Consider the following 21,205-nt stretch of genomic DNA (forward strand, 5'->3'; position numbering starts at 1 on the left):
GTGCACACAGGGATGCGGCGGCGACCTGGAGCTGCGGAGGTGATGCGACGGTTCCGAATTGGAAGTGACGTCTACGAGGAGGGAGCGCCTGACCTGCAGGCGGCGCTTGCGAACGCCTATGCCCGCAGGGAGCGTCCACTCTGCCTGTGCCGTGAGCCGGGCTGCCCGATGTACGTCGCCCGCATCGGTGACCTCCATCTGATCAAGCGCATGCCGCTCAGCGGCGGCGGGCACGATTCTTCCTGCGATTCTTATGAATCGCCTTACGAGCTGTCCGGGCTCGGCGCGTTGATGGGCAGCGCGATCCAGGTCGATCCGCAAAACGGCATGGCGGCGCTGAAGCTGGATTTCAGCCTGTCGAAGACGGGAAGTCGGGCGGCGTCCGTGCCTGATGGCCAGAACTCCGCCAGCGTGGCCGGAGATCCCAGGAGGATGTCACTGCGTGGCCTCCTTCACTATCTCTGGCACGAGGCTGAATTGACGGTCTGGACATCCAGGTGGGCCGGCAAGCGACATTGGTGGAATGTCCGTTGGCACCTCATCGAGGCGGCCGGGCAAATGACAGTGAGAGGCGGAGCGCTTTCGGACATCCTGTTCGTCCCCGAGCCGTTCCGGGCCGAGAACAAAGAAGCGATCGAACAGCGTCGCAACGCCGTTCTTGCTACAGCACTTCCGCCAAAATCCGGCCCGCGGAAATTGCTGCTCCTGGTCGGCGAGGTAAAGGAGATCACGCCCGCCCGATCGGGTCAGAAACTTGTCGTCAGGCATTTGCCCGGCTTTCCCTTTATCATCGACGACGCAATGCATCGGCGTTTGCAGGCGCGCTTCGAGAGAGAATTGTCGCTGTGGGGAGCGGATTCGAGCTCACATCTCATGGCTATCGCGACCTTCGGAGTGAATTCGGCCGGCCTCGCCATTGTCGAGGAGATCGCGTTGATGGTCGTGTCCGAGAACTGGATTCCTTACGAGACGGTCCCTGAAAAGCGGCTCGTCGACGCGCTTGCCCGTCTTCGCGAGAAGAGCGTAAAGGGATTGCGCTACGACCTGCAACCCGACCAGCCGATCGCCAACGCCTTGCTTCAGGACAGGCAGGAGCCGATCGCGCTCTTTGTCGTTCCGGCCGGAGCGGATAAAGCGTTCGACGTTTCGCTGCAGGACATGATTGCGGATCGGCCGGAGATCGGTGCGTGGACCTGGCGTGTTGGTGACGGGGAGATGCCGGCCCTTCCATAGGGATGGCGACGACATCTCAGGTTCGCATCAATGTCGTGAATCGGTTGCAGGTCATCGATTGGACAAGCACTGCGCCTGATCTCCCGCCGGGCCTTTGTGTGGCTGAGGCGAAGGAAGCCGATATCAATGTGCGCCGCGAGGGACGCGAGTAGGATGGCCGACGTTGCGGTTTCAGCTAAAGCAGCAGACTTGTGGATGTTCCGCATTAGCAATTGCTAATCGCCGTGGACGGCGCACTGTCGCTGGATGGTGGCTGGGCACGTCGAAATGGTTCTCTTCGAGCAATCGATCGCCAGCACAGACGGCATCCAGCGTCCGTTTTCCGACAGGGTGATGTGCAACCGCTCTCGGCCCCGCTCTCTTGCCGCAGGATCAACCGCCGTCCTTCCCTCAGGCGGCTGCCCGTGGGCGCCCCTGCTTGCGTTCCACACCCGCTGATGCAGCGCGGGCTGGAGCGCCCCATCCGCGTAAATGTCGGCTTGGTCGAATGTCTGCCATATTTGGGGCAGACGCTGCAGCACTTGGGGAGAAATCAAATGCCCGCACTCACCTTGGCAGTCGAGATTGCAGACGCGGTAGCAGCGGCAAAGAAGCGTCGACAGTTTTCGTTTGACCTGGAATCCAAGGCAATGGAACTGGCGAAGGCTCACCCAGATGCGGAAGCCAGCGTCAGTGATGTGACAGATGTCCTCGAAGAGGAGAGCTTGGCCGCTGGCATTGTTCTGGTTTCCGAGCCGGGCAGATAGCCGGCCAGAGCAGCGTTGGCCCGTGCTCGTAGCTGAGGACCGGACGAGCGGAAAAACCTTTAGCGGCTCTCGCCGTCAAAACTTAAACTTGCTATTGCAGACCTAGGCGATTCCGGCCACTTCCTCACGGTTGCTGATACCAGTTATAGTTTCGGGCATCTTATTGCCATCGGTCATTACTGTCACGTTGACCGGCCGAACGTGCCCACCGACCGAGCGACATTCGACCGCGAATGCGGGTGCGCTGATCGTTGTAAGGATACTGAGCGCCAGCAGCAGTTTTGAGTCACTACCCCAATTCATGTTTCCTCCTCCTGGCGGCATAGCTTCCCACGCTTGCAGGGGGCGCTCATCTGACTGAGTTTTCCGTCAGTGTGACGTGAAACTGCGCTCTGTTTTCGATAATTCGCCAAAGATCGTGTCCATCGCTTGGTAGAACTTGACTTGCTCTTCTTCGAAAGCGGGCTCAGCGCGCGCTCAAGAGTGGATAGGGACACGTTGGTCTTCTCAGCCACTATCCGAGCGATCCCTGTCGGCCGCCCTTCGCCGATGCGACCGCGCTTGCTGGGCGGCGCATGACGATAGCGTCACCTTGGTGCGCCCTTGGTTTTGACTTGGTGGTGGATGAACGTGCCATCCGGAGGGATTTCAAACTGAGATGCTGCTTGGCCTAGGTCGCGCCGGACCGTCGGTCTTCACAGCGACGGGAGGGCTAAACCAATGGAGCGCCACGGCAGCGGTTCCTCGGGAACACTGGCTTCTTTCGCCTGTTCCAGCCGCTCAAGCAGCTCTTTGAACGTATCCGGGATGGTCTCGTCAACGCGGAAGAACGGCAAGGTCGCTGCATAGCGCGTCACTGCCTTTGAGCCAATTTGGCGCCTCACAGTGGCAGCAACCGCCACCTGCCCGTTCGTATTGCTAGGGAAGCTCATAGTCACATTGTCCCGGTGATCCTCCGTCTTCTCACGGCAGGTTGACACCATGGCCACGGTGGATACGAATTCAGGTTTGGCACTTTGCGACCGGCATGGTCGTAGCACTGGGCCGCATATTCTGTGAGGCAAGCGGCCCGCGTTAACCGAAGAGACGTTTCCATCTCCGGATCCGGCGTATTGGAGAGTTTGTCGCCGATGTAGAGGAACATTCGGGCTTCATCCACCCACTGGGCCGTGGCGTTGCCGGTGATCTAACTCGAATGGCGTCATGGGTCACCTCCTGATTGCGGAACGTTACATCGCATGTGCCAGAGCGACGAACCGACTCCCCAGAAAGCACATACGTCGGATCTTTTTCAGCGGCAGCGCAGTGCCCACAGGCGTCCCGGCGGGGAACAAATCCCGAAGCCCCGCGCTTTGTAGGCCTGTAAGGAAGGCGTGAATGTCGACAGCAGAGGTCAAAGCCAGGGTAGCGCTCGATCTCGACGCAGATCCCCAAGCGGTATTTGCCGCATGAGTCGATCCGTCGATGATGGAGCGCTGGCTGTTCAAATCGCCGACCAACACGCTCGAAGCACAAACCGACCCTCGTGCCGGCGGCGCTCTTTCAATTGTCGAACACGAGAGGAGTGAGATCATCACGCATGATGGTCGGTACGCGATTTGCGAGGCGCCCACACGACTGTCGTTCACGTTGGCAGTGCCCCGACACTTCGCCGGCCTGGCGCAGATCGATGTAACGATCACACCTAGGGGGGCAGGCTCTCACTTGGATTTCCAAGCGGGCGGGGCCGGACCGCCTGACGCGCAACAGCTTTGGGAGAAAATGTTAGGTAACCTCGCCCAGGTGCTCAAAGGTCGTTGAACATAGGCGCGAGGCTTTGCGGCTCTCCCAGGCGGCGAGCTTTTTGGTGAAGCGCGACGGGGGTTTCGCCGCGCCGTCCGAGTAGCGGATAACGCTCCCCACAGGGGCGGATTCGTAGATGATATGTGCGGACATGCGAATTTCTCCATCTTGGAAAACAGAATGAGCCCGGCTGATGTGCCGGGCCCTGTGCGGAACGGGAGGGCCAATTATTCGGCGGCCTGCAGGTGGTCCGTCTCGTCGCCGTCGGTCACCGGCTCGCCGGAGGACGAATCCGCATCGTCGGCGAGAAAGGCCGGCAGCTCGGTGGCATCGCCTTCGAGCGCCGCCTCGTCGACGTCGAGGCGCAGCGGCTCGGGCAGCCAGTTCGATCCTTCGAGAAGACGGGCGGCTTCACGCGCCATGATGTCCTTCTTCATGTGGTCGATCAGCTGCGCGGAGTCCGCGCCACGGGCTTCGCGGACAGCCTGCAGAATCCGCGCCTTGGTGAGGCGACCGAGGAACTCGACCGTGGGCGTCCAGCCGGCGTCGACCATATCGAACTTGAGCGAGTTGGCCAGCACGTCTGCATGCTCGAGCGCCCGCGGCCGCCTGTTCCACGGTTCGACCACCGCGTTGAGGGTCAACGAGACGCAGTGCGCGAACAGCGCCTTGCGGCTTGCGTGGTCGAGGCCGAGAAGGAAGTCCCACAGGCCATCCGTCTCATCGGGCAGATCGAGGTCCCAAGCTTCGTGCCGCTCGGCGATCTCCTTGGCCCAGGACGTGTCGGCAAGACCGTCAACCTGGGAGAAGCTGCCGCTCTTCAGGCTGATTTCGAGACAGCTGTCCGGCGCGAAGCGATAGAATACCTGCAGCACGACGGCGTGGAGTGCCGCGAGGAAGGCGATGTCGACGTCACCCGCGAGCGCGTTGCGCAGCGCCAGAGTCCGCTGCGCGGTCAGGTCGAAGACGAGCCGATCGGGCAGCGGCTTGATGCCATCCTCCTCGCCGTCATCGCCGGAACTGTCATTCACCGGCTTGCCGTTGACGACAACACTATCGCTATCGTCGTCACCATTGGATCGGGTTTGGCCCTCGGCATCCCCTTCCTCGCCCTCACCGACGTCGCCAGTCTCGGACCGAGGCTCGTCCTCGGACCGCACGAAACCGGCCTCGACCTGGAGATTGCCGTTCGCGGCAAGCGTCACGAAGACACCGGCAATGGCTTTCTGGGCTGGGTCGTGGCTTTGAGGACGATCGTCGATCGCATCGAGCTCGGCGCCCAGCTGGTCGAGCTTCGCCTCGATTGCCTCGTCGGCGTCCTCGGCCGCGGCATAGTCCGCATCGAGCTTTTCATATTCGGCCTTCAGCGCGTCGTAGCGTTCGATCTCCTCGGCGCTGAGCTGCTGCGCCTCGGCATAGATGCGCCGCAGGCCGGAGGTGTGGCCATAGGGAAAGCTGATCGCAGCCTCGACCCATTTCCAGCCTTCGGCGCGGATCGCCTCGGCATCAACCTTCAGCCTGTCGAAGACCAGCTGCTCGAGAAGTGCCGCGTCCTGGAACCAGCCGCCGGAATCCTGCTCGAACAGGTCGCGAAGAATGACGCCGCCAGCCGCCTCATAGGCCTCGGCACCAACATAGACGGCCCGGCGATCATCGGCCCGGACCGTGGTCTCCGTCAGCAGGCGCCTGATGTAGTAGGCTTCCTGCGAGTGCGAGCCGGAGATCCGCTCCCAGACCTGCTCCTGGCGCGCGTGGTCGTCCGAGATCGAGAACGCCATGATCTGTTCGAGCCGGATTTCGTCCTTCTCGTAGAGCTCGAGCAGTTTTGGCGACACCGATGCCAGCCGCAGGCGCTGCCTCACCGTCGCCGGCGACACGAAGAAGCGGGCGCCGATCTCGTCGGGGTCGAGGCCCTGATCGCTGAGCGCCTTGAAGGCCCGGAACTGGTCGAGGGGATGCAGGTCGGCGCGGCGCAGGTTTTCGGCAAGCGAATCCTCTTCGGCCGACGTTTCCTGCCTGCGGTTGACGATGCAGGGGATCGGCTCGTTCTTCGCCAGCCGCTTCTGCTTGATGAGAATGGCGAGCGCGAGATAGCGGCGCCCGCCGGCGGGCACTTCGAACGTGCCGGTCTCCTCGCCCTCGCCCTCGAGTACGGGACGGACGTTCAGGCTCTGCAAGAGCTTGCGCCGGCCGATATCCTCAGCGAGTTGCTCGATGGACACTCCGTCCTTCACCCGCCGGACATTCTTCTGCGACAGCACCAGTCTGTCGTAGGGGATGTTCTCCGCGGCGTTCATCGCGATCTTTTGAATAGCGTTCTTGGCCATGATCGGGTTCTCCGTGACGGGCGGCCCGGGGCCTCTCCCCGAACCTCCAAGCCCGTCAGGAACCCTCTCCTCCCCCCTCTACCTCCAGGCCTCGCGCCAGCGCCATCCACCTGCCGCAACGATTGATGATGGGTCGGGATAAGGAGCGCTGCTCTGGTTCGGCTCGCGGATTTCAAGGCGACTGAGCCGCCGAGGGCCTGCAAGGACGTTGACGTGGTCCATCGGACATATGGATCAGCGCCTGCTGGTCGACGGTGACGGACTGGCTCGTGTTGCGCACCCCCCCGCAACCAGAAGAGCTTGCCGGCAACATTGGCGCCGTGGCAGATCGGTTATGAGCATCTAGCCGAGCTAGCGGTCTTCGAGGAAAGACGCGCAGCGCGGAGCCTTCCCCCAACACATATTGGCGGGTCCGTAGCTTCCGCAACTACGCTGACTACGCCTTGACAGTGCCCTTCCGGCTTGGCTTTGCCCGCCTCGGGAGCTAGGCGCGCAGCAGGTGTGCACGATAATGAGCACCTAAACAGTCTGGTGGCGGTGCCACCGGCGGATCATCGCAGACTGTCCCCTCGCAGCAGGCAAGCATGTAGTGCACATTCTCGGACCGTCACATGTCGACGAGGCGCATCTGACACCTGGCGCCGTCGTTCGCGACGATGCCACGGTCCTATATCCCGCCGAATTCGTTGCCGAGCCTGCTGCCAAATGCGGGATGCTGCAAGCTGCGCAGGACCAGACCTGCCGCCCGCCAGTTCAGGTCTTTCCGGCTCCATCAAGCGCCTGGTCGACGATCGTTTGCGCCTCGGCCAGGATGGCGCGCAGATGGTCCTGTCCCCGAAAACTCTCTGCGTAGATCTTGTAGATAGCCTCGGTGCCTGACGGGCGCGCGGCAAACCAGCCATTTTCCGTGGCCACCTTGACGCCGCCGATTTCGGCGTTGTTGCCCGGTGCCCGGCTGAGCACCGACTGGATCGGCTCGCCAGCCAGGGTCTTAGACTTGATCTGCCGCGGCGAGAGCTTCGACAGCTTGTCTTTTTGTGCCGCGGTCGCGGCAGCCTGGAGCCGGTCGGCGACTGGTTCGCCGAATTCTTCTGTCAGATCGTGATAGACCTCGCCTGGATCCCGGCCCGCTCTCGCTGTGATCTCCGCTGATAACAACGCCGGGACGATGCCATCCTTGTCGGTCGTCCAGACGGCGCCGTTGCGGCGCATGAACGTCGCTCCAGCACTTTCCTCGCCGCAGAAACCCAGGGAGCCGTCCTGAAGCCCCTCGGCGAACCATTTGAAGCCGACCGGGACTTCATACAACCTGCGCTTCAGCCTGGCGCTGACGCGATCGATCATCTGGCTGCTCACCACCGTTTTTCCAATGGTGGCGCCCTTGCGCCATTCAGGGCGATGCTGAAACAGGTAGTCGATTGCTACCGACAGGTAATGATTGGGCGGCAGCAGCCCAGCTTGGCGCGTGACGATGCCGTGTCGGTCGTGATCGGTGTCGCACGCGAAAGCGATGTCGAATTGGTCCTTCAGGCGGATCAAGCCTTGCATGGCGTAGGATGACGACGGGTCCATGCGGATTTGGCCATCCCAATCGACCGTCATGAAGCGAAAGGTGGGATCGACCAGCCGATTGACGATGGTCAGGTCGAGTTTGTAGCGCTCGGCAATTGCGGGCCAGTAGTGGACTCCAGCGCCCCCGAGCGGATCGACGCCCATGCGGGCATGGGCGCCGCGAATGGCGTCCATGTCGATCACGTTGCCGAGATCGTTCACGTAAGCGTTTAGGAAATCGTGGGCATGGGTTGTCGGCGCATGGAGAGCTTTCTCGAACGGCATCCGCCGCACGTCTTTCAGGCTGCTGCCAAGCAGATCATTGGCCTGTTTTTCGATCCAGCCGGTAACGTCGGTATCGGCCGGCCCGCCATTGGGCGGATTGTACTTGAAGCCTCCGTCGCCGGGCGGGTTGTGCGACGGCGTGATGACGATGCCATCCGCGAGCCCGGTCTTGCCGCCCTTGTTGTGACTGAGGATTGCATGGGAAACGGCCGGGGTGGGCGTATATTCGCCACCCGCCGCCGTCATCACCACCGCACCGTTCGCGGCCAGCACCTCAAGGGCGCTCGCAAAGGCCGGCTCCGAAAGCGCATGGGTGTCGATGCCGACGAATATGGGGCCGTCGATGCCCTGTCGCTCGCGGTACCGGCAAATGGCCTGGCTGATTGCCAGAACATGTGCTTCGTTGAATGTTCTCTCGAATGCCGATCCGCGGTGCCCGGATGTCCCGAATGCCACCCGCTGCAAGGGGATGGAAGGGTCCGGCGCCTGGCTGTAGTAGGCTGTGACGAGCTTGGCTACATTGACCAATATGTCGGGCGGGGCCGGCTTTCCGGCCAAGGGGCTGATGTTCATGGTCATGCTGGTCGCCTCATTCGGTTCGGGCAATCCCGACTTGTTTGATTGACCGGCGGCCAGCGATTTGCCCCTTGGCAGCCGCAACGACGTGGGCCGGCTCGAATCCGAAGTGTTCTGCGACAACTTTCGATGGCGCTGATAGTCCGAAACTATGCAGAGCGAGGATAGCGCCGTCGAAACCGGCATAGCGTTCCCATCCGAAACCGGATGCTTCCTCCACTGCCACGCGGGCGGTTATCGTTGGCGGCAGGACAGTGTCGCGATACTCCTTTGGTTGGCTTTCGAACAATTCCCATGACGGCATGCTGACGACGCGTGCCTTGATGCCCTCCGCCTTCAGCTGTTCATAGGCAATCACGCAGAGCGCGACCTCGCTGCCGGTCGCCAGCAGCAAGACGTCGGGTCTGCCGTCGGGAGCATCGGCCAGCACATAAGCGCCCTGCGCCACACCACTTGCGTTCGCATAGGTCGAGCGATCGAGCGTCGGCGCTGCCTGTCGCGTCAGCACGAGGCAGACAGGCCTTTCCTTGAGATGCATGATGGTTTTCCATGCCTCCACGACTTCATTCGCGTCTGCGGGGCGCAGCACGACCATGCCGGGCATGGCGCGGAATGAGGCAAGCTGCTCGATGGGCTGGTGGGTTGGCCCATCCTCGCCGAGACTGATGGAATCATGGGTCCAGATGGAGATGAGCGGCAATTCCATCATCGAACTCAGCCTCAGCGCCGCGCGGCAGTAGTCGGTGAAGATCAGGAAGCTGGAGACGAACGGCCGCAGCTTCGACAAGCTCATGCCGCTGCCGATGGCGCACATGGCATGTTCGCGCAGGCCGAAGTGGAAATTTCGTCCGCGGTAGCTGACGGCCTGTTCACCCTCTTGCGCCTGAAAGTCGCCGGCAAATTCAAATTCGAGGTTCGTTTTTGTTGACGGCGATAGGTCTGCCGCGCCACCCAGCAGCCATGGCATGTGTTTCGCAATGGCGTTCAACACCTGACCGGACGAGTCGCGCGTCGCGAGGCCCTTGGCATCGGCTGCGAAGGCGGGGAGCGCGGCGTCCCACCCCGCGGGAACTTCGCGTCGCTGCATCTGGTCGATCTGTTCGGCCAGGTCGGGATATTGCTTCCGGTAAGCGGAAAACAATTTCCGCCAGGCCGCATGAGCGGCGGCCCCGCGCTTGCCAATATGCGCATGAAAATGCGCCGCAACGCCTTCCGGAATCTTGAAATTGGCGTTCGGATCCCAGCCGTAGAATTCCTTCGTCAGCCGAACTTCTTCGGCCCCCAGTGGCTCTCCGTGAGCTTTGTTCGTATCGTGCTTGTGCGGCGCGCCATAACCGATATGGCTTTGAACGATGATGAGCGTTGGGCGGTCATGCGTATCGATGAATTTCTGATAAGCGTTGCCCAGCAACACCAGATCATTTGCATCGCTTACCCGCTCGACATGCCATCCGTATGCGATGAAGCGGGTTGCCACGTCTTCGCTGAATGTAAGGCCAGTCGGCCCCTCGATGGTGACGTGATTATCGTCGTAAATCCAGCAGAGGTTCGACAATTTAAGGTGTCCCGCCAGCGATGCCGCCTCGTTGCTGAGCCCCTCCATCATGTCGCCGTCGCTGCACAGGGCGTAGATGTTGTGCGAGAACAGATCATAGTCGGGTCGATTGTAGGTGGCGGCCAGCCACCGTTGCGCAATTGCCATGCCGACGCTTGTCGCCGCCCCTTGTCCGAGTGGACCCGTGGTGGTTTCTACGCCCGAGGTCCAGCCATATTCGGGATGCCCCGTGCAATGGCTGCCAGCCTGGCGAAAACTCCTCAGATCATCCAACGTGACGGCAAGTCGATCGCCCGATGGATAGCTCGCGCCCTTTGCCTTGACGCCGCAAAGATGAAGCAGGCTGTAGAGCAGGGCGCACGCATGACCGGCCGACAGCACGAAGCGGTCGCGGTTGGGCCAATCGGGGTCGCCAGGGTCGTAGCAAAGGAAGCGCTGCCACAGGCAATAAGTCATCGGGGCAGCGTCCAGCGGCGTTCCGGGATGGCCGGATTTTGCTTTCTGAACCGCGTCAATGGAAAGCATTCGCAGCGTGTTGATGCTGATCTGGTCGAGTGACACCTGCTTCATTGGGAATCCTTTGATCGGATTTATGCGACCCGATTTTCCAGGTGCTGGCTGGGCCGGGCTGCGGTTTGGTAAGGTCGCCGCCAGAGGGGCGGCCCGCTCACTGCCTTTACCTCTTTCGTTTCCGGAATCGGCGATAGCGCTCGATCAAAGTGTTGGTCGAGCTGTCATGTTGGAGGTGCCGAGTTTCGGAGGCTTCCAGCTCCGGAATTGTTTTTTCGGCCAATGCCTTGCCCAGCTCAACACCCCATTGGTCAAATGAATCGATGTTCCAGATGACGCCTTGCGTGAAGACGCTGTGCTCGTAGAGCGCCACCAGGCTGCCGAGAGTTTTTGGGGTGAGGCGCTCGGCAAGCAAGGTATTGGTCGGGCGGTTACCTTCGAAGGTGCGGTGCGGAACCAGCCAATCCGCGGTCCCTTCGGCCTTGGCCTCCGCTGGCGTCTTGCCGAAAGCCAGCGCCTCGGTCTGCGCGAACAGATTTGCCATTAGGAGGTCGTGATGACGACGCAGCGGATTCAATGCCTGACAAAACCCGATGAAGTCGCACGGAACCAGCTTGGTGCCTTGATGAATGAGTTGGTAGAATGAATGCTGGCCGTTGGTGCCAGGTTCGCCCCAATAGATCGGCCCTGTCTGGTAATCGACTTTCGTGCCGCCAAGCGTGAAGTGCTTGCCGTTGCTTTCCATCGTCAGTTGCTGGAGATAGGCAGGAAAGCGCTTCAGATATTGCTCGTAGGGTAGTATCGCGACCGTCTGCGCCTCGAAGAAATTGTTATACCAAACTGCGAGCAGGCCCATCAGCGCCGGCAGGTTCTCACCGAGCGGCGCGGTGCGGAAGTGGTGGTCCATGTCATGGAAGCCCGACAGCATCGCCTGGAAATTTTCCGCCCCGATGGCGAGCATGGTGGACAGCCCAATCGCAGAATCCATCGAATAGCGGCCGCCGTCCCAATCCCACATGCCAAACATCTGATTGGTGTCGATGCCGAATTCAGCGACCCCTTCGGCATTGGTCGAGACGGCGACAAAATGCAGCGCCACTGCCTGCTCGTCGCCCATCTTGCGCAGGATCCAATCCCGTGCGGTGTGGGCGTTGGTCAGCGTTTCCAACGTCCTGAAAGTCTTCGAGCAGATGATGAACAGCGTTTCTTCAGGATTCAGATCCCGCGTCGCTTCCACGAAGTCGGTACCGTCGATGTTCGAGATAAAGCGGAAAGTCATGTCGCGCCGGCCGTAGTGGCGCAGCGCTTCATAGGCCATGACCGGCCCGAGGTCCGAGCCGCCGATGCCGATGTTGATGACGTTGCGTATCGGCAGGCCGGAATGGCCGCGCCATGCGCCGCTGTGAATCCTGTCCGTGAAATCGGCCATCTTGCCGAGCACCGCGTGAACTTCCGGCACGACATCGATACCGTCGACTAAAATTTGCTCGCCGGCAGGCGCGCGTAGCGCCACGTGAAGCACCGCGCGCTGCTCAGTGACATTGATCTTCTGACCGCTGAACATCGCTTCGATGCGCTCGCGCAGCTGGCAAGCCTCGGCGAGTTGAATGAGAAGCTGGACGGTCTCAGCCGTGATGCGGTTTTTCGAATAGTCGAGATAAAGTCCGCAGGCCTCGATGGCGAAACGCTTGCCACGCTGGGGGTCGTCGGCGAAGAGCTGTCGCAGATGCAACGGGCCCACTTCCTGGCAATGCGTCAGCAACGCCTTCCATGCCGGAAGTTCCGTGAGCGACAATGTCCTGGTCCCGAGAGGCGCGCTCATCATCCGCCGGCCGTACCGTGGCGATGTAACTGCTCGCTCTTCGACGCAATCACCGCCATCAGATCGGTCCATGATTTGGTGAAGGATTGGGCGCCTTCCAACTGGAGCTGCGCGGCGAGCGCCTGAATGTCGACGCCGGCTTTTGCGAAGTCGGCAAGCACGGTTTCGCTGTTGCCACCGTCCTCCCGCATGACGCCGTTCACCTTCCCCTCTTTCGAAAATGCATGGAGCGTCTTCTCCGGAATGGTGTTGATGGTGTCCGGTGCGGCGAGCGCTTCAATATAATATGATTGCGGAAGCTGCGGATCCTTGGTCCCGGTGCTCGCCCAAAGCAGGCGCTGGGAAAGTGCGCCGGCATCTGCCAACTTGCGCCCTTCCGCAGAGGCAAGCCGCTCCCGGTAGACTTTATAGACTTGCCCGGAAATGGCGATGCCGAGGCGGTTCCGCAGCGCTGGGCTAACCTTGTCCATTACCGCCTTGTCCCAGCGGCTGACGAAGATCGAGGCGACCGAGGCGATCTTCGGGTCGAGCCCGGCGTTGATCCGGCGCTGAATGCCTCGGCAATACGCGTCGGCCGCCGCTATGTACTGCTCGCACGAAAACAGCAGCGTCACATTCACGGGGACGCCGACGAAGATCGATTCCTCGATGGCCTGCATCCCTGCGGGTGTGCCCGGGATCTTGATGAAGAGATTGGAGCAGTGCGCTTGCGCGTGCAACCGCTTGGCGGCCTCGACAGTGGCGCCGGCATCGTCAGCCAGCAAAGGCGACACTTCCAGCGAAACCCAACCATCGATGCCGCCCGTCGCTTCATGGACGGGACCGAACAATGCTGCGGCCTGCGTCAGGTCTTCCAGCGCCAATTCGAAGAATTGCTGCTCGCCCGCTTTCCCTCCTCTGGCTTTACGATGAAGGGCCTCGTCATAAGCAGTGCTGTTTCTTATAGCCTCATCGAAGATCGTGGGGTTCGACGTCAATCCAGTCACCGAAAAGTCAGTGCAATAGCGCTGAAGGGTGCCGCTGCTCAGCAGATCGCGCGTGATGTTGTCCAGCCAGAGGCTTTGGCCGAGTTCATGCAATCGGGTTGTTGCGTTCATGGCGACCTCGCTAGTGGGCGGGAAAGTGATGCACCCCGGCCAGTCTCATATGCGGCAAGCAAATTCACTCGACCAATATGCGTGCTTCCCGCGCTGCGTCGACGAACGCATCTCTCGCGACATCGGGCGAAACACTGCCGTTCAAGGCCTGTTGGCATGCCCGTTTCGCAGATCGTTGCTTGTCGCTACCACCGGCACGCCAATTGTCATTAAGAAGGTCAAAAGCCTGTCGAGCGTTGGTCAGATTTCGAATGTCGCCGCTTATGCCGGTGGCAACGGATATCGGCTTGGAAAACCACGCATCATACATGGGGCGGCCACCTCGAACTGGCTGAACCCTCAAAACGCGCCTCATCGGGTGAAGTTTCATCGACAGGGATCACCCTTGCGTGAGCCCAAGCCGTGTGAATAGCAGCGGCGCGTTTGGGAGCGGTCAAACCCGGCCCGCCGCAGCCCCTACCGGATGCTTACTTTTAGCCCAATTCCCCTATTAACCCGATCGGTACGGTTCAGATGGCCAAGTCTCTTCTCCGCGACGCGACATTGAAAACAATCAAGCTGAGCAGACCGCTTGATTGCGTAATAGGCGTCATGAAAACATGACTCTGTGCAGAAAACGTTCCATTTGCAGAGAGTCTTGCGATTAACTGCAAAACGACACAACCATATCGATGAACGCCGGGACCTTGCGTCTAAAGTAGCGCCCGAGGCGTTCACTCAGCAGGTGATATACATCTGGAAACAAAAGCCGGCGCCGCCTTGCAGGGGTGATAGTTTCTCAAGCGGACATCTATCGGGCGGTCTAAGCAACGATTCTCATGGTTTCGCGGAAGGCGCGCATTCCGACTAAGTCAATGCCAGCGGCATTGAGCAGTTCCTGCGCTTGCCCGGCTCGGAAGACTTCGTATTCGCCGAGACGAGTTGCGGCATCATCGGAATACAGGGCGATGTCACCGGGTGCAGTGAAGTGGAACCCGCCCCAATTGAGACCGGGGGCAGCCCGGTTAAAGATATCGGCATAGGTCGCGTGATCGGGCGCGAAGTTGCCAAACGGAGTGGTGAGGAAACGCTGGAAATCCGGGTTGCCACGAGCGGCTAGACGCTCAAAATAAGGCGTGTAGTCGAAATCTCGCGGTGCCATGTTGTTTACGTCGCGTGACAGAATGACTGGAAGCTGGAAGGCCTCGCCTAGGCGCAGATAAAGATCAACGAATGCGGGCTGCCATACGGTCCCCATATGCGCGTCGAGATGTGTGACGTCCACTCCCGCTGCCAAGGCCGTTTCGACCTGAGCGCGCAACTCTGTCTCCACCGCAGTGAGGTCCGCATGAACGGCCTCGGTAACGCTCCCCCACATACCCGTCTCGATCGGTAAGGCCATTGGGATGGACTCCTGTGAGTGGTCGCCAGCGGAAGCGCGAAAATTCGGCGGTCAATGTCAGGTGTACACCCACATCTAGGTCCGGCCGATCCCGGCACATGGCCGCCATCTCGGGAAACCACGGGCAGGGAACCATGACCGAACCCGAGGTGACAACCCCTAAGTCGAATAGCTCGACGAATGCCTTGTTGCCACTATGACTGGCCCCCAGATCATCATGATGGACGACCAGATGTCTCACTGGAGCTGCGTCGTCCTTTGTTTGATTGTCAGGGGCGCCAATGCCAAACGTCATTCTCAATTCCTCTATGCCGAGCGGCCGCACGGGCCATTTTGCCAATTTATCAGCCTAGGGGAACCCACGGGTGATCGGCATAACCTGCCGCCTTCATCGGAGGCTTGCCAGCGTATCGGATGGGGGGCGCCCGCAACGGGCCGTAGGAAAGGCAGTTCGACTGTCTAGGTTTGGTTCGCGACCAACGCATTGCGGTGGACCTTGCACCGGCGGGGACGTGCCCTACGTGTCGTTGTGCCGCCGGCGAGGATGTGCTCGGCAAAATCTTGCGAGCGAAGGTTCGTCCGTCGGTTTGCTCCACGACGGGCGACCGGATGCTTCTTGCGGCACCTCATCCGTCCCGCAAAAAGCGCCGTCCTCGTGCTTCGAAGGACGGCGCTGGGATTGATGGAGATGGCGAACCGGACGTGAGGTCAGCAACGAAGTTTTCGCTGCCGGCCTCCGCAGGATCAGGCGGCGAAGTCGAGAAGCTTCTTGGCCTTGCCTTCCATGTCCAGGCGAACATCCTGATGCGCCTTGTCGCGCGCAATCCGCGTGATGCCCTGTACGAAGTCGAAAATCGATTCTGGCGGCCGGCCTTCCTCCAGCAGCACAGTATCGATGATCTTCGTGGTCTCGGACTTTGAGAAGCCGCGCTTGCGCAGGAAGGTCTGGCGATCTTCGTCATCCCGAGCGACGATCCGTTGCCGCGCTGTCTTGATGCCGTTGACGAACGGCATGGGCGAGGAATCGGCGAATTGGATCAGCGCCGGCTCGGCTTCCATTGCGAACCGCGAGGCCGCATACTTTGAATGGCGGATGGTGATTTCCTCGAAATCTTCAACGCCCCACAGATTGCGGTTCTGACACACGGCGCGCAGATAGAAGCTGGCGATCCCGAGGGTGCGGGCTCCGACTTCGGAATTCCAGCAGTAGAAACCGCGAAAATAAAGATCCGGTTCCCCATTCAGCAGCCGCCCGGCCTCGATCGGGTTCAAGTCATCGACGAGGAACAAAAAGACATCGCGATCAGACGCGTAGAGCGTCGTGGTGTCGCTGGAGATGTCGACGTTCGGATTGTAGATCCCCGTCGACCAGTCGAGCACACCTGGCACCTTCCAGCGCGTATCCCCGGTGCCATTGCCGGCAATCTTCTGCACGGCCTCGACCAGCTCATGGTCGAAAATCCTGCCGTAGTCGGGACCGGTCACCGCTCGCAACTCGAGGCGACCGTCTTGGATTTCGAGTGTCTTTACCTGCTCTGCCCGCTGCGAATTCAGCCCGTACTGGAGATTGATGGCGGCGAGCGGGGCCGGGAGCTGGCGCAGGTATGCAGCCGGTGCGCCGACCAGGCTGGCAAGCTGACCAAAACTCCAATGCGTGGGGGCAACGGGTGCCTCGGCATCGGGCAGCATGAGTAGAAGGCGTTCCGCGTCGTCGCGGCTGGCTTCGACGCGGATCCGTTCGCTTTCGACAATGCGCGTGCGGCTGCGCTGCGATCGCGCCCTTACCGAGTTCCGGAGGTCGGTGAGGGACAGGTAGCGCTCGTCGGCCGGTCGGTTGAACCACTCGGACGACACGCGGCCGACGCACTGGCCACGGCTCACATCCACCTTGTAGCCTGCACGCGCGTTCCGCGTCGGTGCCTGAATTTCCATCTGTATCATGGGTTTGCTCCGCGGCGGACGCCGGGGAGCCTCTCTCCCGGACCTTCATCCGCCAACCGCAACCCCGCCTGCCCTCTTCCTCTGCTGGCCGCACCGTCGCCTATCGAAGCGCCGCCTACGCGCTTGCTTCCGCGCTGCCCCCGAAGAGCGGTCCCAGAAAACTGATGATCCTCGTCGGCGAGGTCAAGGAATTCGGCCCGGCTCGGAGCGGCCACAATGCCGACATTGCCAGTTTGGCAGGACCGGGTGCCCCACACATAAAGTATCTCCGACGGCGATGCCGAGATGGACAAAACTCATGAGCGCCGTCATAGCTCTCAATCGCCACGCAAAATCTTTGCTTCGAGCGCGGCAGCGACGAAAGCACGCCGAGCGGATGTTGGATGAGCCTCTCCACGCAATACGCGCAGACAGGCGTCCATCGCTGTCTTGCTCTTCTCAGTCTGACGATCGAGATGTCGCAGCAAGATATTGGACGCATCATTGATATCGAACACGACACGCTCCGAGCTGTGGCGACTGATCTGAACAACGACTGGCCTTTCAAATCTGCTCGAGCCGGTCATCACTCCCCCTCTAGACCCAGCGGCGAAAGCCTCGCTCGCACATATTTCCTCAGCCGAACGATTCGGCTGCATCCCCGACTGCTAAGCTTGATCGCTAAGCAGCGGTGGTCATGAACGCTGTCTGGTTAATGTCTGGTGGCGTGGGATTTGGCTAGCTCAATTCTGACAATGTGCCTTGGGGCAGTCTCGCACAGTTTGTGCAAGCCTATGCCTGCACTTTCCCGCTGCCCGCTGCTACCCACTGCATACCGCAGGTTGGGTCCTCCCACGGGCGTGCTATACGGCTTTGATGGCTATTGGTTCGATGGTGCGCCGGCGCTGGCTGCCGGAAAAGAGCTTTCCGTCCTATGCGTATCTGCCGGGCAGGCAACCGCATCCCGTGCGCGATCCCGCGGGACATAGCTACAACAGCGAAGCCATGCCGTTGGCGGCAAAGGCGTCGCTGGATTCAGACATATTCCTCTGGGGTCTCGACCTCTTCAACCACGGCTATTACTGGGAAGCCCATGAGGCGTGGGAAGGGCTGTGGCAAGTTGCAGGCCGAGGCGCTCCGCTTCGGACGCTCTTCAAGGGATTGATCCTGTTATCGGCAGCCGGCGTGAAGATCCGCGAGGGCAAGCACGTGGCAGCGATACGTCATGCCGGACGCGCCGCGGCGCTCCTTCGTCGGCTGAACACTGCGGATCATACCTTCGAGCGCGCGCTCGGCATGTCGCCCGCAGGGCTCGCCGACCATGCAGAAGCCGCGGTGCGGACCCCGGCAGGCTTGCAGGTGACAGTGCTCGGTCGGCCCCAACCCGTGTTTGACTTCATTCTCGGACCGAGCTCCGGCGACAGGCCAAACGGTTCGCAAAAAAGAAGAAACGGTCATCCGTAGAAGACACCAGGAGGGCTCGTTGAGTCAACGTCACCGGCGAACGAGGAATGCCAGGTTTAATTCACTGGCCGTATTTTCGTGTAGCGCGGAATTTCGTTACGTATTTTCGGAGTTACAAAGCCCAAGACGGCATGGCTGCGCATCGGTTCCGGCGCCCGGCAGCCGAAACGATTTCCATGCCGACGCCTATCAGCGATAGCTTAGGCGATACTTAAGCTGCTGAGACATTTATTGCTTTCAGCCACAACCATCACTATATAGCGAGACTTCCCTGCCCCCTTTCAAACGACCTGGAGAATTTCATGACAGAAGAAGCCGACCACAACCTCGATGCCCTCATCGAGCTTACCGCCGAGGTGGTCTCAGCCTATGTCTCGAACAATCCGGTTCCAGTGGGGGACCTCTCCGCCCTGATCGGCCAAGTACATGCGGCGCTGAAAGGAACGGCCGGCAGCGCTTCCGCAGAACAGCCGCAGGCTCTCAAGCCTGCTGTCCCGATCAAAAAGTCCGTGGTGGCGGACTACATCATCTGCCTTGACGATGGGAAGAAGTTCAAATCGCTCAAGCGCCATCTGTCGACCCACTACGGGCTGACGCCTGACGAGTACCGCGCCAAATGGGGCCTGCCGGCGGATTATCCGATGGTCGCGCCAAATTACGCCGCTGCGCGCTCGGCGTTGGCCAAGACGATGGGGCTCGGCCGCAAACCGAAAGAGCCGGAAAAGCCGGCGCCGGCGAAGCGGACGAGCAAGAAGGTCGCAGCCTGACTTTATCTCTCGAGGGTCGTGCGGGAGCGCGGCTGCTATCGGCATGATCTGCTCAGAATGTGAAACGAAAGGCGGAAGACCAAACTCCGCCTTATCTCGCGTTGATTCCCCTCTTGCTGGGATGCAGGAGAAAATTTAGCCGGCTTTACTGAGGCTGCCGGCAGAGGACTTGCCAGTGCGGCGGTCCTGTTCGATCTCATAGTTGATCTTCTGACCTTCATTCAGAGTCGAGAGGCCCGCGCGTTCGACAGCGGAAACGTGGACGAAAACATCCTGACCGCCGTTGTCGGGCTGAATAAATCCAAATCCCTTGGTGCTGTTGAACCACTTCACCGTTCCAGTCGCCATATGCGTTTCCTTTGTACTATTGCAAATTGGGCAGGCGGTTAGGCCATCCCGTTTTTGAAATCCAAGACCTTCGAGTTAAACGCAGCAACTCGAATAATTGCAAGGCCTGCTTCGATCGGCCGGCGGGCGGCTTGCGCGTGCGCCACTATCGCTCGTTGTCGGCGTAATGAAGGCAATTGCGCCGTTTGTAGCCGCATGGTGCGACCCGTTCGGGCCAATGAATTCCTCTCCCGCCCCATGAAATTGATCGCCTGGACACTGTCCAACCAACAAAGGCGCCGCCAGCTTCTCGATCCTGCGAAGCCATATTAGGTGAACCGTCTGTGGGATTGGCGATCGTCATCCTGCCATCCTCGCCGTTACGACGGTGACCTGTTCGAATACCCGGCCCAGCAATGCCAGTTCCTAAGGTTCCAAAATTCCCGCTTCAGTTGCCTTCCGTCGAATCGGCATGATTGTCCTCGCGAAAATCCTGCAGCGAAGCGTGCCGCAAATCCTCCTCGCCGCGCAAGTGCTTCACACGGCCGATGATCCCCGGCTTCACCCATTGCGTCGCCGGTCGCTTCATGCCCTTCGGCGCCGGCCCTGCGTGCTCCTGCACGCGCTTCCATAGCCGCTCTCGGATTGCTCGGCTGGAATTGATGAAGGCCGATCCGACGTACTGCCCCGTCTTCCGGTCGGCCATCAGGGCGAAAGCTGGCTTGCCTGGCTCCCGTTCGACGCCTAGCAGTTCGTATTCCTCGACGGTATAGCATTTGGCCTTCTGCCAGTTCGTTGATGGGCCCGAGCGATATTTGCTGTCCTTGAGCTTCGAAACCACGCCCTCAAGGCCAGCCTGGTCGATCAGGTGGAAGATGGCATTGGCCTCCCCCGGTAGCGCTTGGCTGAACTGGATGCGCTGTCCGTCCGGGATCAACTCGGCAAGGATGTCGCGCCGGTCTTCCAGCGGCATGTCGCGCAGATCGTGGCCGTTGACATGCAGGAGATCGAAGGCCACGAAGTAGACGTCATGTTGCCGCCTGGTGATGGCTTTTCGCAGCGCGCCGAAGTCCGACAGCCCGGCTCCGTTCAACACGATGATCTCGCCGTCTATGATGGCGCTCTCGACATCGAGGCTCGCGGCAGCCTCGGCGAGGTCTCGGTATTTGGCCGTCCAGTCGAGACCGCGCCGCGTGAAGATCCGCACGCCGCCCTCGTCCGTGACGATCTGCGAACGGTAGCCGTCGAACTTCACCTCGTGAATCCAGCCTTCGCCCTCGGGAGGCTTCTCAACCAAGGTCGGCATCAGCGGCTCGATGAACTTCAAACGCATGCACAGGGACTCGCGAACCGCGATTCAATCAGCTTTAGCTAAAATAGTTCCGAAACTGCATGCCCCCATGCAACAAAGCTTGGGGAACCCCGTTTCCACCCATCGGAATGAGGCGACGATGACGAAGTACCAGGTGGAAGAGTTCTACGGCGACACGGTGGTGTCATCTGGCATCGTCGTGGAAAACGATCCTATGAAGGCTGCCGAGGCCGCCGCCAGACAACAACGAGTGTCGCCGAGGGCACTACAGGGTCATTGGTTCCGCGTGGTCGATGAAGATCAAGCTGCCGATGCTGCTCTTTATTGCGAGCGGCTTCTGGCTGGCAGCCGAGCGGTGATGGTCGGCTAGTGTCTCAGTTTGAATTGCGAAAACGCCTATTCTGTTTGATCGAGGTGCGCAAACGCCTATAATTGCTTAGAGGAAAGCATGGAGGCCACTCATGTCGGTGTGCGCCCGCGAACTGTTCGATAGCTACGTCGCGAACAGCCTCAACCATCCGGACCTCAAAGGGGTCGGGGTTGGAACCCA

General features: G+C 60.4%; 19 protein-coding genes and 1 pseudogene. 6 read left to right on the top strand and 14 right to left on the bottom strand.

Going from position 1 to position 21,205, the window contains the following annotated elements; all coding sequences use genetic code 11:
- Positions 1 to 42 precede the first annotated feature (42 nt).
- Positions 43 to 1,233, top strand: a complete 1,191-nt coding sequence (locus tag LB543_RS24460) for a DUF1173 domain-containing protein (RefSeq protein ID WP_224615938.1) — start codon at positions 43 to 45, stop codon at positions 1,231 to 1,233.
- Between the two features lie 536 nt (positions 1,234 to 1,769).
- Positions 1,770 to 1,979 (top strand): hypothetical protein, encoded by a 210-nt coding sequence (locus LB543_RS24465; protein ID WP_224615909.1) that lies wholly within the window; start codon positions 1,770 to 1,772, stop codon positions 1,977 to 1,979.
- 102 nt (positions 1,980 to 2,081) lie between these two features.
- On the opposite strand, the gene LB543_RS24470 is transcribed toward LB543_RS24465, so the two are convergent.
- Both LB543_RS24470 and LB543_RS24475 read right to left on the bottom strand, forming a co-directional pair.
- Complete coding sequence (locus tag LB543_RS24470) at positions 2,082 to 2,282, bottom strand: hypothetical protein (RefSeq protein ID WP_224615911.1); 201 nt, start codon at positions 2,280 to 2,282, stop codon at positions 2,082 to 2,084.
- Positions 2,283 to 2,674: 392 nt separating this feature from the next.
- On the bottom strand, positions 2,675 to 2,911 hold the full coding sequence (locus LB543_RS24475) for a NepR family anti-sigma factor (protein ID WP_224615913.1): 237 nt from the start codon (positions 2,909 to 2,911) through the stop codon (positions 2,675 to 2,677).
- A gap of 532 nt (positions 2,912 to 3,443) precedes the next feature.
- On the opposite strand from LB543_RS24475, the gene LB543_RS24480 reads away from it, so the two are divergent.
- Entirely contained in the window at positions 3,444 to 3,779 is a 336-nt protein-coding gene (locus LB543_RS24480) for an SRPBCC domain-containing protein (protein WP_263498812.1), read from the top strand.
- A 209-nt stretch (positions 3,780 to 3,988) separates the two neighbouring features.
- Here the strand turns inward: LB543_RS24480 and LB543_RS24485 are convergent, their stop codons facing one another.
- The 10 genes and pseudogenes from LB543_RS24485 to LB543_RS24525 all read right to left on the bottom strand — a co-directional run bounded on the left by LB543_RS24485 (position 3,989) and on the right by LB543_RS24525 (position 17,444).
- Positions 3,989 to 6,088, bottom strand: coding sequence for a ParB/RepB/Spo0J family partition protein (locus LB543_RS24485; protein ID WP_224615914.1), 2,100 nt, complete (start codon positions 6,086 to 6,088; stop codon positions 3,989 to 3,991).
- 753 nt (positions 6,089 to 6,841) lie between these two features.
- On the bottom strand, positions 6,842 to 8,503 hold the full coding sequence (gene pgm / locus LB543_RS24490) for a phosphoglucomutase (alpha-D-glucose-1,6-bisphosphate-dependent) (RefSeq protein WP_224615916.1): 1,662 nt from the start codon (positions 8,501 to 8,503) through the stop codon (positions 6,842 to 6,844).
- Between the two features lie 10 nt (positions 8,504 to 8,513).
- Entirely contained in the window at positions 8,514 to 10,625 is a 2,112-nt protein-coding gene (gene tkt, locus LB543_RS24495; protein ID WP_224615918.1) for a transketolase, read from the bottom strand.
- A gap of 106 nt (positions 10,626 to 10,731) precedes the next feature.
- Positions 10,732 to 12,360: a glucose-6-phosphate isomerase gene (gene pgi, locus LB543_RS24500; protein ID WP_224615919.1), complete on the bottom strand. Its 1,629-nt coding sequence runs from the start codon at positions 12,358 to 12,360 to the stop codon at positions 10,732 to 10,734.
- Between the two features lie 26 nt (positions 12,361 to 12,386).
- Entirely contained in the window at positions 12,387 to 13,484 is a 1,098-nt protein-coding gene (gene tal, locus LB543_RS24505) for a transaldolase (protein WP_224615921.1), read from the bottom strand.
- A 64-nt stretch (positions 13,485 to 13,548) separates the two neighbouring features.
- Complete coding sequence (locus LB543_RS24510) at positions 13,549 to 13,794, bottom strand: DUF982 domain-containing protein (protein WP_224615924.1); 246 nt, start codon at positions 13,792 to 13,794, stop codon at positions 13,549 to 13,551.
- A 492-nt stretch (positions 13,795 to 14,286) separates the two neighbouring features.
- Complete coding sequence (locus tag LB543_RS24515) at positions 14,287 to 14,865, bottom strand: ChbG/HpnK family deacetylase (protein ID WP_263498813.1); 579 nt, start codon at positions 14,863 to 14,865, stop codon at positions 14,287 to 14,289.
- Between the two features lie 25 nt (positions 14,866 to 14,890).
- A pseudogene (locus tag LB543_RS34220) lies at positions 14,891 to 15,160 on the bottom strand (ChbG/HpnK family deacetylase); the annotation flags it as partial.
- 449 nt (positions 15,161 to 15,609) lie between these two features.
- Entirely contained in the window at positions 15,610 to 16,806 is a 1,197-nt protein-coding gene (locus LB543_RS24520; protein ID WP_224615925.1) for a DUF932 domain-containing protein, read from the bottom strand.
- Positions 16,807 to 17,123: 317 nt separating this feature from the next.
- A complete protein-coding gene (locus tag LB543_RS24525) occupies positions 17,124 to 17,444 on the bottom strand; it encodes a DUF982 domain-containing protein (RefSeq protein WP_318013006.1) in 321 nt (106 codons plus the stop codon).
- A 232-nt stretch (positions 17,445 to 17,676) separates the two neighbouring features.
- Between LB543_RS24525 and LB543_RS24530 the strand changes: the two genes are divergently transcribed.
- Both LB543_RS24530 and LB543_RS24535 read left to right on the top strand, forming a co-directional pair.
- Entirely contained in the window at positions 17,677 to 18,249 is a 573-nt protein-coding gene (locus LB543_RS24530) for a DUF309 domain-containing protein (protein WP_224615927.1), read from the top strand.
- 302 nt (positions 18,250 to 18,551) lie between these two features.
- Positions 18,552 to 19,016, top strand: a complete 465-nt coding sequence (locus LB543_RS24535) for a MucR family transcriptional regulator (RefSeq protein ID WP_224615928.1) — start codon at positions 18,552 to 18,554, stop codon at positions 19,014 to 19,016.
- Between the two features lie 135 nt (positions 19,017 to 19,151).
- Here LB543_RS24535 and LB543_RS24540 read toward each other — a convergent pair whose 3' ends face one another.
- A complete protein-coding gene (locus LB543_RS24540; RefSeq protein WP_224615929.1) occupies positions 19,152 to 19,364 on the bottom strand; it encodes a cold-shock protein in 213 nt (70 codons plus the stop codon).
- A 427-nt stretch (positions 19,365 to 19,791) separates the two neighbouring features.
- Positions 19,792 to 20,676, bottom strand: a complete 885-nt coding sequence (locus LB543_RS24545) for an RNA ligase family protein (RefSeq protein WP_224615932.1) — start codon at positions 20,674 to 20,676, stop codon at positions 19,792 to 19,794.
- Positions 20,677 to 20,794: 118 nt separating this feature from the next.
- Between LB543_RS24545 and LB543_RS24550 the strand changes: the two genes are divergently transcribed.
- On the top strand, positions 20,795 to 21,025 hold the full coding sequence (locus tag LB543_RS24550) for a hypothetical protein (protein WP_224615933.1): 231 nt from the start codon (positions 20,795 to 20,797) through the stop codon (positions 21,023 to 21,025).
- Positions 21,026 to 21,205: the final 180 nt, after the last annotated feature.

Source organism: Mesorhizobium sp. ESP7-2 (assembly GCF_020164715.1).
In the GTDB taxonomy this organism is placed as follows: Bacteria; Pseudomonadota; Alphaproteobacteria; order Rhizobiales; family Rhizobiaceae; genus Mesorhizobium.